13 protein-coding genes are annotated in these 12471 nt (G+C 56.7%); 7 read left to right on the forward strand and 6 right to left on the reverse strand.

Annotation, left to right across the window (positions count from 1 at the left end):
• Nucleotides 1–294: 294 nt before the first annotated feature.
• The 6 genes from DSM3645_RS25950 to DSM3645_RS25975 all read left to right on the forward strand — a co-directional run bounded on the left by DSM3645_RS25950 (nt 295) and on the right by DSM3645_RS25975 (nt 5719).
• Nucleotides 295–1299, forward strand: a complete 1005-nt coding sequence (locus DSM3645_RS25950) for a DUF1559 domain-containing protein (protein ID WP_002655623.1) — start codon at nt 295–297, stop codon at nt 1297–1299.
• A 53-nt stretch (nt 1300–1352) separates the two neighbouring features.
• The gene (locus tag DSM3645_RS25955; RefSeq protein WP_002655624.1) at nt 1353–1751 is read left to right on the forward strand and encodes a hypothetical protein; all 399 of its coding nucleotides are present in this window, start codon (nt 1353–1355) and stop codon (nt 1749–1751) included.
• Nucleotides 1752–1906: 155 nt separating this feature from the next.
• On the forward strand, nt 1907–2662 hold the full coding sequence (locus DSM3645_RS25960; protein WP_002655625.1) for a DUF3891 family protein: 756 nt from the start codon (nt 1907–1909) through the stop codon (nt 2660–2662).
• 147 nt (nt 2663–2809) lie between these two features.
• Nucleotides 2810–3712, forward strand: coding sequence for a PfkB family carbohydrate kinase (locus tag DSM3645_RS25965; protein WP_040353029.1), 903 nt, complete (start codon nt 2810–2812; stop codon nt 3710–3712).
• Between the two features lie 35 nt (nt 3713–3747).
• A complete protein-coding gene (gene thpR, locus DSM3645_RS25970; RefSeq protein WP_002655627.1) occupies nt 3748–4317 on the forward strand; it encodes an RNA 2',3'-cyclic phosphodiesterase in 570 nt (189 codons plus the stop codon).
• A gap of 136 nt (nt 4318–4453) precedes the next feature.
• Nucleotides 4454–5719 (forward strand): sialidase family protein, encoded by a 1266-nt coding sequence (locus tag DSM3645_RS25975; protein WP_002655628.1) that lies wholly within the window; start codon nt 4454–4456, stop codon nt 5717–5719.
• 237 nt (nt 5720–5956) lie between these two features.
• Here the strand turns inward: DSM3645_RS25975 and DSM3645_RS25980 are convergent, their stop codons facing one another.
• The 5 genes from DSM3645_RS25980 to DSM3645_RS26000 all read right to left on the reverse strand — a co-directional run bounded on the left by DSM3645_RS25980 (nt 5957) and on the right by DSM3645_RS26000 (nt 10626).
• A complete protein-coding gene (locus DSM3645_RS25980; protein WP_002655630.1) occupies nt 5957–7306 on the reverse strand; it encodes a voltage-gated chloride channel family protein in 1350 nt (449 codons plus the stop codon).
• Nucleotides 7307–7411: 105 nt separating this feature from the next.
• Nucleotides 7412–7981: an SRPBCC family protein gene (locus DSM3645_RS25985; protein ID WP_002655631.1), complete on the reverse strand. Its 570-nt coding sequence runs from the start codon at nt 7979–7981 to the stop codon at nt 7412–7414.
• A 103-nt stretch (nt 7982–8084) separates the two neighbouring features.
• Nucleotides 8085–8540, reverse strand: coding sequence for a beta-lactamase hydrolase domain-containing protein (locus DSM3645_RS25990; protein ID WP_002655632.1), 456 nt, complete (start codon nt 8538–8540; stop codon nt 8085–8087).
• 235 nt (nt 8541–8775) lie between these two features.
• Nucleotides 8776–9465, reverse strand: coding sequence for a carbonic anhydrase family protein (locus DSM3645_RS25995; RefSeq protein WP_002655634.1), 690 nt, complete (start codon nt 9463–9465; stop codon nt 8776–8778).
• Between the two features lie 216 nt (nt 9466–9681).
• Nucleotides 9682–10626: an NAD(P)H-binding protein gene (locus tag DSM3645_RS26000; protein ID WP_050769511.1), complete on the reverse strand. Its 945-nt coding sequence runs from the start codon at nt 10624–10626 to the stop codon at nt 9682–9684.
• A gap of 131 nt (nt 10627–10757) precedes the next feature.
• Here DSM3645_RS26000 and DSM3645_RS26005 point away from each other — a divergent pair, with 131 nt between their 5' ends.
• Nucleotides 10758–11288 (forward strand): DUF1990 family protein, encoded by a 531-nt coding sequence (locus DSM3645_RS26005; RefSeq protein WP_202595010.1) that lies wholly within the window; start codon nt 10758–10760, stop codon nt 11286–11288.
• 12 nt (nt 11289–11300) lie between these two features.
• Here the strand turns inward: DSM3645_RS26005 and DSM3645_RS26010 are convergent, their stop codons facing one another.
• Entirely contained in the window at nt 11301–12389 is a 1089-nt protein-coding gene (locus DSM3645_RS26010; protein WP_237564937.1) for a glycoside hydrolase family 5 protein, read from the reverse strand.
• Nucleotides 12390–12471: the final 82 nt, after the last annotated feature.

Here is a 12471-nt window from a genome sequence, read left to right on the forward strand (position 1 = left end):
TGGACGCAATCACGGATCTTTCCTACCGCGATCACTCTCTTATCGCAGCGAGCGTCGATCTCAACGTCGCAACGAGTGGTTGCGATCTCATCATCTCCACCAAACAGCCCATCAGGGGTGGCAGCGAAATTATTGTCGGTCGAGTTGTGAAACCGACATTTTCTGATGATTTGTTGCTAATTATTTGTCAAACATATCAACTCTTGGCATAGAAACCCACATACAGCGAGTTAATATCACCAAGAGAAGCAAGAGTTTTTATTTATTCCTTTCTCTTCTTTTTTGGAGACAGACATGATTCAGTACCGGTTGGGCTCAGAGCGACGACGTGGCTTCACCCTCGTCGAGCTGCTAGTGGTTATCGCAATTATCGGTGTCCTGATTGCGCTGCTTTTGCCGGCGGTCCAGCAAGCTCGCGAAGCGGCTCGTCGCATCACTTGCCGCAACAACATGAAGCAACTCGTCCTGGCGCTTCACAACTATCACGACACGTTTCTGGCTTTCCCATCCGGTAATATGAGCCGTACCGGGGTCACCACCGATTGCACGCCTGACGGCGATCAATGCCAAGATGGTCGCGCATCATGGACCGTGCTGGTGCTACCCTTCATTGAGCAGCAAAACCTCCATGATCAATTCGATTTCAGCTTGCCGCTGTATTGGGGCTTCAACGATGACTACACCGGCACGAATCCCAACTGCGGAACCAACAATGCGAACTTTATTCCGCAAACGACTCCGGTAACGGCGTTCCATTGCCCGTCGGATCCGTTGGCCAGCAACATCAGCCTGACCAACAACTACATGGGCGTGATGGGAGGCGACACCTATCCAAGCAATAACAACGGCTCGGCCTACAACTGCCGGATGAACGGCTCGCGGCTGAACTACAACAACGGCATGCTGTATTTGAATTCCCGAACCGGATTTCAAAGCGCGACCGATGGATCCTCGAACGTCTACCTGGTTGGCGAGAGCAAATATCTGTTCCAGCCCAACTTTTGCTGCGAAACGGCCGCATGGAGTTCGTCGGCGCGCATCAACAACGATGACTCGTTGCTGGTGAACATCGCCGCCGCAACTTTCCAGATCAACTCAGGAGATGATCCGCTCGCGAATGAAGTCCACATGTGGGACGAAATGTCAGGCACCTTCGGCAGCCACCATCCAGGCGGATGTCATATGGCGATGGGGGACGGTTCGATCCACTTCATTAGCGAAAACATCAATATCGACATTCATCGCCAACTCAGCAAACGGAGTGACGGACTGCCGACCGGCGGCTTTAGCACTCCCTAGGCGACCGTGTCCTATTTGCAATGTTTTTAAAATTAGCGAGAAGGGTCTTCTCTATGAAATATGTACCTGCTTTGCTGGCGATCATCGCCGCACTCACGACAATCGGCTGCGGGTCGGCCGAGTCATCCGGCCCCCAGCGCTACTCCCTGACGGGAACGGTCACTTATCAGGGCGCGCCGTTGCCGGCTGGCAAGATCTTCTTTGAGCCCGATTCTTCGCAAGGAAATTCGGGCCCCATGACCATGGCTGAAATCAAAGATGGCAAATATGCGACGCCGAAAGGAAAAGGAACTGTCGGCGGGCCGCATCGCATTCGGATCGAAGGCTTTGACGGCAACGTCACGGACGAACACTATCCGCAAGGTGCGACGATCTTCTCCAACTATTTGCTCGAAGAAGATCTGCCCAAGAGCGAATCCGTCGTTGATTTCACCGTGGAAAAGAAAAAGTAGGCGCCCGAAAACGTCTGCGAACGCCCAACAGAAGGGACGAGCCTGCGAAGGCTAGTCCCTTTTCTTTTGGAGCGCACTTCGCGCGGCTCGCTTCGTGCCAATTTTCACAGCCACAACGGTGCGTCGATCGCGTAAAATGGAGCAAGGAGGCCCCCATGATTGTACGCGACGCGTTTGACAAAGCCGGAAAGCCGGTGTATCAACTCATCTTTCAGACGGCGCATGCGCACGTCTCTGGACGACTGGCCGAAGCTTGGGGCGCCGGCCCCTTTATCGAGCTTCCTTGTCGACATAACACGCTGCCGGCGATCTATCATCATGATGACGGCTGGGATCAATGGGATCCGCTGCCGCGCGTCGATCGCCAAACCGGCCGTCCGATGTCGTTTCTCGATATGCCGCACGCCGAGGCCGAATCGATCTGGCGGCATTCGATCGAAGCGGTCGCGCCCTGGGGACCGCTGGCGCAATACATGGTCGCTCGGCATTTTTCGATTCTCCGAGCCGAAAGCGAATCGGCCCGCACGCCGGGCGGAATTATCTTCCTGCGGCATTACGAGCAGAAGTGCGAGTTCTGGCTCGCCCAGTGGATGGTCAGTGATCGTGATCGCACGAAAGAGCGCGCCCAACGCGCGCTGGCCGAACTCCGCTTCTTCGACTGGATCAGCCTTTGGTTCTGCATGGCCGAGCGGACCGAGCCGTACGAGATGGCGACGCCTGACAAAACGCCGCTCCAGATCACGCCGCAGGGGGAAGGGCGATTCCAAATCTCTCCCTGGCCCTGGAAAGTGAACGAAATCGACCTCTCGATCATGGCCCGCGAGATTCCCGCCAAAAAGTACGCCAGCGACGAACAACTGCAGGCCGAACAGGGGCGAATCACCACGCTGCGTTGGGAACTGACGCCCTAGCAGAGAGCTCAACGCAGAAACGAGCGCCGGAAAGACGACCTGTCGACGAAACCGCCCTACTTTCCTTATAATCAGCCCTTTTGCTGGGCGTCTGTGATCAAAGCGGGCGCGATCTTCGCCGTCAGTCTTTCACCGGAAGCAGCTGTTATGCCTTTGCTCGTCGTCGGTTCTATCGCTCTGGATAGCGTTCATACTCCTACCGAAGCCCGCGAAGACGTGCTCGGCGGTTCGGCCGTTTACTTCTCCTATGCGGCCAGCTATTTCACCGGCGTCAAACTGGTCGGCGTGGTCGGCGAAGATTGGCCGAGCGAACATACCGCGATGCTGAAGAGCCGCAACGTCGACACGGCCGGACTCGAAATCGTCAAAGGGGGCGAGACCTTCCGCTGGACCGGCAAGTATCAATCGAACATGAACGACCGCGACACGTTGGAAGTTCATCTGAATGTGCTGGAAGACTTCAGCCCGACCTTGCCTGCAGATTTCACCCGCACGCCGTTTCTGTTTCTGGCCAATGGCGCTCCTTCGACCCAGATAAAAGTGCTGGAGCAAATGACCGGCCCCAAGCTGGTTGTCGCCGATACGATGGACCTCTGGATCGAGATCGCTCGCGATGATCTCGAAGCGATGCTGAAGAAGGTCGACGGGCTAGTCCTCAACGACAGCGAAGCGAAGAAGCTGACCGAAGAAGAGAACCTGGTCAAAGCGGGCCGCAAAGTGTTGGAGATGGGGCCCAAGTTCGTCGTCCTTAAGAAGGGCGAACATGGCGCGATGTTCTTCTCCGAGCATGAAACCTACGTCATGCCCGCCTATCCGACCGAACACGTGATCGATCCGACCGGCGCCGGAGACAGCTTCGCAGGCGGAATGATGGGTTACCTGGCCGAGAAGAACGACTTCTCGCCGGCCACGCTGAAAGAAGCGATGGCCTACGGCACGGTCGTCGCCAGCTTCAACGTCGAAGACTTCAGCCTCGAAAAGATGAAGAAGATCGAGCGCGCCGAAGTCGACGCTCGGTTCAAAGAATATCGCCAGATGCTGAGTTTCTAACGAAGCTCACTTGAGGAGCAGCCGAGAGAACCACTATGAACGTAACGCGCTGCTTTATCGCAATGGCCGTCACCGACGAAGTGAAACGCCGCGCCCAAAATCTGATTGATAAGTTGGCCGCGAGCAACGCCGACGTCAAATGGGTGGAGCCTGATAATATGCATATCACGCTCAGCTTCCTCGGAGACATCACGCCGGAAGAAACGATCGACGTCAGCCGCGCGGCGATGCGCGGCGCCGAGTCGGTCTCGTCGTTCGACTTTATGATCGGCGGCGTCGGCGCTTTTCCCGACATCACGCGTCCTCGCACCATCTGGCTAGGCATGACGCAAGGCCACGACGCGTTTTGCCAGATGCAACACGCAATCGCCGAAGAGTTGGCCACGATCGGCTATCCCGAAACAGCCCGCAAGTATCATCCGCATCTCTCGATCGGCCGCATCAAACGACTTTCGTCGCAGGTAGAGCGACTGACCGAACTGCTGGAAGAACATGCGGAGTTTGAAGCAGGGGTCTCACCCGCGATGGAGGCGAACATCTATGCGAGCCAGCTAGAACGCCGCGGGCCGAAGTACACGCTGATTGGGAGAGCGGAATTGGGGTGATCTCTTCATCGCATCATGTCGAAGGACTCGGTCGATAGTTTGCCCCAATTTGGGCGCATTTCGCTTGGCGATTGTCTATAATATCGCCAGCTTTCGCTCTGCAAGAAATCCCACCCCGCCGATCGAGACCACCCCCATGCCAGCTTCTCGCCTGCTGCTATGCGCACTAATCACGCTCACTTCGTTATCCTACGCCTGTGCCGCAGACAAAGACTTCGCATCGATGACGCCAGAGGAAACGCGCGCGTTCGAAATCAAAGTGTTGGAGAAAGTCGCCGATCTTGCGATGATTCCGCCGACGCTCAATACCAAGCCGCTCCCCAAGTATGGTCTCGATAAGCTCGACTATGGAATGACGATCGGCATCGAGCGGACTCCCAACGGGCGACTCTGGGCTTGTTGGGTTGCCGGCGGCGATAGTCCCAAGGCCTACTTCGTGTTGGCCAGCAGTGACGATGACGGAGAGACGTGGTCGCCGCCGCGGTTGGTGGTTGATGCCCATTCGCCCAACCTGCCGCTCGATCGCAGCGTGTTGGTCGGCAATCTCTGGACCGATCCGCTAGGGCGGCTCTGGCTGATTTTCGATCAGTCGATGGATATGTTCGACGGCAGAGCAGGGGTCTGGGCGACTGTTTGTGAGAACCCCGATGCGGACGAGCCTGCCTGGTCAGCGCCGCGTCGCATCTGGCACGGCGTGACCCTCAACAAGCCGACCGTCCTATCGACCGGCGAGTGGATGTTGCCGATCTCGCTCGATCAGCGCCCCGGTTTCCGACAATTCAAAGGTTGCTTTACCGAGCTGGATCCGCTGCGTGGCGCCAACGTCTTTGTCTCCAGCGATCAAGGGAAGTCATGGGAGCGCCGCGGCGCCGCGACTTTCCCCAATCCTGATTGGCACGAGCATATGATTGTCGAGCGGGAAGATGGCTCGCTCTGGATGTTGGCCCGCACCACCAAAGGGCTTATGCAATCGATCTCAACCGACGGCGGAGAAACCTGGGCCAAGCCGAGCGAACCGGCCGGAATCCAACAACCCAACGCACGGTTCCATGTGCGACGATTGGCCTCGGGCAAGATCTTGCTGATCAAACATGGCGACAAGATCGACTCGCATCATGGACGCGTTCAGTTGTCGGCTTGGCTCTCGGACGACGAAGGCAAGACCTGGACCGGTGGGCTCGTCCTCGATGAGCGAAAAGGAGTCTCCTACCCCGACGGCTTTCAGGCGCCTGACGGTCGCATCTATATCTCCTACGATCGCAACCGCGCGACCGACGGCGAGATCCTGTTGGCCAAATTCACCGAAGCCGATATCGAAGCTGGCAAACTGGTCGACGACGGGTCAAAGCTAAAAATGCTGATCAGCAAACCGCTGGGGACGAAGTCCACCACGAAAAAATGAGCGAGTGAAGCGTAGCGTAAGCCGCGTATCCCAAGGAGCTCCGCTATCAGCGCGGCGCAGCCGCAAGATGCATTGGCGCTAGGCTGGCAGTTCGTAAAGCTTTCGCGAGATCAAACGGTGAAAAGATCGCCGCTTACCAGCTGATCTCGGCCTGATGCTTCTTGGCGACTTCGTCGGCCCCGACAGCGGAGCCATCGCGGCCAACCATTCCATCGCAAACAATTCTGAAATTGTAGGCTACGAAGAAAGCTCCTCTTCCTCCACTTTCGGCTTTCCGCTTTCTGCTTTTCCCTCGTCTCGCTTCTGCGCCTGATAGATGCTCGAACTGCCGCTGAGGAAATACGACAAGAAGCAAGCGATCGCCGCATAGACCACAAACCCAGAGCTCAGCAGCTCTCCATTGCCGGGCCCGAATAGCTCGATCGCCATGATGGTGCAAGCCAGCGGCGTGTTGGTCGCTCCGGCGAAGACCGCGACAAAGCCGAGGCCCGCCATCAAGTCGACCGGAGCGCCCAGCATGACGCCGGTCACGTTGCCGAGCGCCGCGCCGATAAAGAACAACGGGGTCACTTCGCCCCCTTTAAATCCGCTGCCGACGGTGACCGCGGTAAACAGCAGCTTCCACCACCAACTCATCCAATCGGCGCCGCCGGGCTGAAAACAAGACTCGATGCAGATCATGCCGGAATCCGGCGGATGCGGCGTGACGCCCAGCCCCAGATAGTCACGTGTCCCCAATAACCACACGAGCGCGATCACCACGCAACCGCCCACCGCCGGGCGCAGCCAAGGAATCGCGATGAACCTTTTGGCGGTTCCACTGATCGCATGCGTCAGCTCGGCGAACAGCACGCTCGCCAGGCCGAAGAAGATCGCCGCAATCGCCACTTTGCCGGTCAGCGCCCAGTCGAGCGAAACGGCGCTTAGGCTGCTGCTGATCTCAGCCGCAAACCCAATGTGATAATGCGTATGGCCGATTCCCCACGCCGTGTTGACCTGATCGCCGATCACGCTGGCGAGCAGACAGGGAATCAGCGCCTTGTAGCTCATCTTGCCGATCGCGATCACTTCGACTGCAAAGATCGCGCCGGTGAGCGGCGTGCCGAACACAGCGCCAAAGCCCGCCGCGACGCCGGCCGAAAGTAAGATCCGCGTTTCGTCCGGCGTCAGTTTCAACAAGCGACCAAGAACGCCAGCGAGACTTCCCCCCATTTGCACGGCCGTTCCTTCACGACCGGCCGATCCGCCAAACAGATGCGTGATCAACGTTCCGATCAATACCAACGGCGCCATCCGCAGCGGCACGCCGCCGCCGGGCTGATGGATTTGCTCCATGATCAGATTGTTGCCGGCTTCCGCTTCGCGCCCTAAATAGTGGTACATCAGTCCGGACGCGATCCCGGCCAACGGCAATAGATAGAGCAGCCAGGAGTTGTCCCATTGCAGCAGCGTCACCACATGCAACGCCCATAGGAAGATTGCGACCGATGAGCCGACGACAATCCCCAGCGGAAGGCAAATCGCCAACCACTTCAGCACAAACCACGCGAGCGCTGCGTGTTGCTTATAGTCCCAACGAAACGGCATGAAGCGGAATCTCCTGCAGGAATACGCCGCCAGCGAGCAGGCAGCGTTGGATGCAAGAGTAATAGAGCCGCCGACATCCGACAAGGCGAAGCAGCCAGAGATCGGCTACCGCTTCGATTCCACTTTCTCGCGCAGCTGATTAAAATCGGCCTCCAACTTCGATTCGATCGCGCCGCCGATTAACGGCGCCGTGATCCGCGCCCAGCCGAGAAACTTCGCTTCCATATCGATCGAGACGTCCGTTTCGCCGCCGTTGGACTTCAATTGATAGTCGTTGACCAGATCAAACATGTTGTTCTGCAGCCGCACTTTCAACTCTTTGTTGGGCACGGTCTTCAGCACTTCGCTTTCCATTTCAAAGCGATCGCCATTTCGCTCCATCACCGCAACCGCTTTGGCGCCTTCTTGGTGTCCCTGGTCGGTCAGCGGTTTGATTTCGACGACCCCTTCCATCCACTGCATTAGTAGGTCAGGTTCGGTCAGGTAGGGGAAGATTTTCTCAGGCGCCGCGAGAATGCGAACATGCGCCCGATAATGAACCGGCTGTCCTCCGACAATCCACAGCACGCCGACTGCAACGACCAGCAAGATCAACGAGATGACGATCGTTTTCAACCAGCGACCTGCGGCAGTCGATGCGGCGGGAAGATCAACCGGGGCTGCAGTCTCATTCATGATGGCCTCCCAATAAAATGGCAGAGATGGGCGACTTCATCATACACCCAGATCAGCGCTGCGATGTAGCAAATTATCGCAGCGCCGCTGGATCCGCTCGCTGCTAACCAACGTGCGAGTGATTGTCGACGTAACTCTTGACAAACTCGATCAATTCCGGCTTGTCACATTCGAAGCCAAGCTCTTCCGCTTGCTTCAACGTCTCTTCTCCAGACATCCCTTGTTCGCAAGCTAAGTGCATCATCACCATGGCGCCGGCTCGCTTGCCGCTGGCGCAATGAGCGAAGATCGGCTTGGGCAGATACTGGTACTTATCGCGAAACTCATCGACGATCTGCGGTGACATCGTCATCATTGACACCGGCAGATGAAGATATTCCATTTCGGCCGCGACGACCCAGTCTTTCTCGTGCGACGGCGTGATCGGCTGGTCGTCTTCGCCATCTTCGCGAAAATTGACGATCGTCCGAAAGCCCTCTAATTTCAGCTGCCCGATTTCCGCTTCATTCGGTTGCGGCCCCACAGTGATATCGTCGTTGATTTGTATTTCATTTTTCATGATGGTTCTCCTTGAACGATCTTGGCGCAGGTTGGTGGGAGCGCGATCGCAAAAAGCGACGCCACTCACCGCAAAGGCAAGATTGCCGATGCGTATGCCTTAGAATGCAAATCGAATGCCGGAGAACTGAGGCCGACCGGTTTTCGCTGGCTGGACGCGATCGCTACCTGCAGTTCAGCGCCAGCGTTCCCGCTGTAGAAGCGTGCGATCGTTTTGTCGGACCAAAACGAATCCTTTATTCTCCAAAGCTACGTAGCACCAAACGCCGTTCCAGCGGCTGTAACCCGCGAGCATGCTGTTGCGAGCAACGTTTGAACGCGCGGGTTTCGTCGGGATGCACAACCGCTTCGTCCTTCATGACGAACCAACTGACATCTTCCGAATAGGGATAGCTCGTCAGCGACCCCTCGTAGTAATACCAACTGTCGAAGTCGGGCTCGCTGGAACCGCACACTCGCGGAAAGAAGCGAGCCGGCGTCACGCTATGGGTTGGTTTGCCGTCCCCCTTTTCCGTACCGCAGCCTTCCTCGTCTCCGAGGGAAGCGATGATCGCCTCGTCGCCGCAAAGTCGTTCGGCTTCTTCACTTTCTCGATAGAGAACGCCGAGCACCACCTTGGGATCCGAGCCTTCGCCATGCACCGGGATATGCACAAAGTGAACTTCAAATTGACTCGGCGAATCTCCACCCACGACATGCTCGGACAGCTCATGAATATGAATCTTGACCAGCTTGTACTTGCGACCACGAAAGACGATTTTCGGCTTGGTTCCGCCCAATTCAAAATTGCCGTGAGACGACTCCACTCCATCAAACTTGCCGACAAAGCTTTGCGTGGCAGGGTAACGAATCGTCAGCAGATCCTGCGGATTGGCGATTTGCAGCGCGGACTCGGGTTTTAACTTGATCGGCGATTGGCTCGACATAGATATAACTTTCGACGGGGCATTGCTCATGAGGGCGAAGTACTGATCCAAGACTACCCCGCTATCGAGGCATAATCAACTCGCGTTTTTAGCAACGCGAGTAAGTCGGCCAATCTTTTCTTTCACCTCCTGTTGTTGCATACGATAGTAGGCGCCGCTCGATCTTTTCCTTGACCGTCGCGTTGACGAAGAAGACAGCCGGCGTACGCTTCCAACTCAATCGGCGGAATCCGATGGTTGCAGCGCTTCGCGAATCGCTTGTTCGATTCCCATCGGCCGCAGCGCAAATGCCTGCAGCGCGTCGGGATTGCGAACCACGGTTGGATTGCGAAGTCCTTCGATCAGATGCCGTCCCACCTCGGCGCTGGCAGGCGTCACCAGGCCTAGCCACAGACTCGAAAGCCGCGGCGTCAGAATCGGAACCGAGATCAGCCAACGGCGTAATCCGCGTTGCCGAGCGTACTCTTGGATCAAGTTGCCGTAAGTGACAATCTCACTTCCCCCTACCTCAAAGATGCGGCTCTCGCTTGACGGCAAGTCGAGCGCCGCCGTCAGATATCGCAGCATGTCTTCGATCGCGATCGGCTGTGTTGGGGTCGCCAACCAACGAGGACAAATCATCACCGGCAGTCGATTGGTCAAAGATTGAATGAGATCAAACGAAAGACTGCCGCTGCCTACGACGACGGAAGCGCGAAATTCGATCACTTCGACGCCAGACCGCCGAAATATATCTCCCACCTCGTGACGACTGCGCAGATGCGGCGAGAGAGTCGGGTCATCGTCGTCGCCTAGTCCTCCTAGATAGATGATTCGTCGTAGCCCTGCTGCCTTTGCTGCGGCCGCAAAATTCTCCGCCGCTTCTCGATCTTGCTGCTCAAATTGTGGAGACGAGGCCATTAAATGGACCAAATAGTAGGCGGTTTCGACGCCGTCGAGCGCTGCGACGAGCGAAGCTCGATTCAGCACGTCTCCTTGGACTACCTCCGTCGGCTCGTTGTATTTCCCCTGCAATTTGGCGGGATCGCGCACCAGACATCGAATGGACAAGCCGCAGGCTTCCAGCCGAGAAAGCAAGCGACTGCCGACGTACCCAGTCGCCCCCGTCAGGAGGACTCGAGAAGGAGCGTAGCCTTGCGGGGTTATGCTATTATTTTTCATGCATTCGCATTTCACTTGTTTTCAGAACGCTGCGGTTTGCGGTTGATAGGACGTCGCAGCGTTGATTCTCGCCCGGTTCTCTAACACTCTCAACCGAAATGCTGCGGATCCGTCAACCCAAATCAGAAACCGTGCGACAATTCCTGCAAACCCAGGCGTCACGCGACTTCAGCTATCCCATGGTTGGCGCAACGTTAGCGACCCCGCCGTCCGAGTATCAGGTCGATCATACGCGAGTCCGCTTGGGACATGGAGAGGAGTCGCTGGCCCAAGGTCGCATAGCGCTGCAAAAGTGGACGCAGTTTCAACTTGGCTGGGTAACCACCTTCCCACCGGCACTGCCGATTCAAGCCGGCGAGATGGTCGCGATCGTTGCGCGAGCAGGCGGCTTCTGGTGGCTGAACGCCTGCCGAATTGTATGCACGATTGAAGAGCCCAAGCAATTCGGTTTCGCCTACGGCACGTTGCCGGCGCATGCCGAGTCTGGGGAAGAGCGGTTTCTGATTGAAATGGATGACGCCGGCGACGTCTGGTACGACATCCTCGCTTTCTCGCGGCCGAACCGCGTATCGGCGAAGCTGGCCTATCCCTATATGCGGCATTTGCAAAAGCGGTTTGCCCGCGAATCGGCGGCGGCGATGCGGCAAGCGATACGGCCGTAGGCGTGCTTCGCACTAATTCGCCGTACTGGGTCTCATATTGTCGCACACGACCGCCATCTGGATCGGCAACGGATCATCCAGCGACTCAGGCTGAACGGATAGAGGATAGTCTCCCCACCACTCGCCGGCCGCCCAATAGCCGATCGCGCAATTCGCATCACGGATCAGGCGGCAGCCTGACGCCAATAGCTCGTGCCAGCGAGATTCTGATTTCGGCACGCCCACTTCGCCGACATAACCATGCACGCCGTTTCGCCGACACCAACTCAGAAACGGCGTTAAGACCTGCTGCGGACGTTGAGAAAGTTGCGGATCGCGAGCCGCTTCCTGGTCGAATGTCAGTTCGTATTTCCCACTCCGATCCGCATCGAAATAGGCGTGCGCTTCGTAAATCGTTTTGTTAGACGGATCGCGTATCCACGGTTCCGGTCCATTCACCTCTTCAAAGTTTTGCGCTGTCGCCCATTCGTTGCCACAGACGGTGATCCAACGGTCAGGATCCAGCTCACGTATCGCGGCGACGGCTCGATTCGACGCTCGTTTCCAAACGTGCGCCGCGATGTGGTGCGGCTCATTCATCAGGCCGTAGGCGATGACGGTCGGATTGTCCGAAAGCCGTTCCGCGAGTTTGCGCCAAACATCGGCAAGATCGTCTTCTGACAGCAGCAGTGCGCCGTCCGTCGTCTCTCCCAAGACCGCTTCGATCGGGCGACCGCTACGGTAAACGCGGTAGCGACCATAATTATGAAGATCAAGAATTGCCGTTCCTTTCGCTTCTGCGATCCAAGAGAGCAACAACTGAAGATTGCCGCAGTAGTCAGCTTGCAATGGGCCGCGCAATTCAGGCTGCAGGCGTTCCCAACTGATCGGGATGCGAAAAGCGGTCACCCCCCGCTCGCAAAAGTAGCGAACCGTCGCTCGACTATTAAACGTATAGTCTCGATGCAAATCGCCAAGATTATATTGAGAAAAATCTTGAATATTGGTTCCAAACTCGGCTCCAGCCAAATTCAACGTTGTACGAAACGGCAATAGTGAGTCTTGCGAATCATGATTTGTAGAACACCCCCAGCTCACCATTCCCATGGCTGCAATGTTCATTTTCAGAAAATATCGCCGATCCGGTTTCACTCAAACGTTCTCCCAAGTCACCCCCCGATTTCTCTACAGGGGACAAATCGAT

This window comes from Blastopirellula marina DSM 3645, from assembly GCF_000153105.1.
In the GTDB taxonomy this organism is placed as follows: domain Bacteria; phylum Planctomycetota; class Planctomycetia; order Pirellulales; family Pirellulaceae; genus Blastopirellula; species Blastopirellula marina.

Excerpts from the sequence above, each read along its gene's own strand:
- DSM3645_RS25950 (WP_002655623.1), top strand. The coding sequence starts at position 295 with ATGATTCAGTACCGGTTGGGCTCAGAGCGACGACGTGGCTTCACCCTC.
- DSM3645_RS25955 (WP_002655624.1), top strand. The coding sequence starts at position 1,353 with ATGAAATATGTACCTGCTTTGCTGGCGATCATCGCCGCACTCACGACA.
- DSM3645_RS25960 (WP_002655625.1), top strand. The coding sequence starts at position 1,907 with ATGATTGTACGCGACGCGTTTGACAAAGCCGGAAAGCCGGTGTATCAA.
- DSM3645_RS25965 (WP_040353029.1), top strand. The coding sequence starts at position 2,810 with ATGCCTTTGCTCGTCGTCGGTTCTATCGCTCTGGATAGCGTTCATACT.
- thpR (WP_002655627.1), top strand. The coding sequence starts at position 3,748 with ATGAACGTAACGCGCTGCTTTATCGCAATGGCCGTCACCGACGAAGTG.
- DSM3645_RS25975 (WP_002655628.1), top strand. The coding sequence starts at position 4,454 with ATGCCAGCTTCTCGCCTGCTGCTATGCGCACTAATCACGCTCACTTCG.
- DSM3645_RS25980 (WP_002655630.1), bottom strand. The coding sequence starts at position 7,306 with ATGCCGTTTCGTTGGGACTATAAGCAACACGCAGCGCTCGCGTGGTTT.
- DSM3645_RS25985 (WP_002655631.1), bottom strand. The coding sequence starts at position 7,981 with ATGAATGAGACTGCAGCCCCGGTTGATCTTCCCGCCGCATCGACTGCC.
- DSM3645_RS25990 (WP_002655632.1), bottom strand. The coding sequence starts at position 8,540 with ATGAAAAATGAAATACAAATCAACGACGATATCACTGTGGGGCCGCAA.
- DSM3645_RS25995 (WP_002655634.1), bottom strand. The coding sequence starts at position 9,465 with ATGTCGAGCCAATCGCCGATCAAGTTAAAACCCGAGTCCGCGCTGCAA.
- DSM3645_RS26000 (WP_050769511.1), bottom strand. The coding sequence starts at position 10,626 with ATGAAAAATAATAGCATAACCCCGCAAGGCTACGCTCCTTCTCGAGTC.
- DSM3645_RS26010 (WP_237564937.1), bottom strand. The coding sequence starts at position 12,389 with ATGAACATTGCAGCCATGGGAATGGTGAGCTGGGGGTGTTCTACAAAT.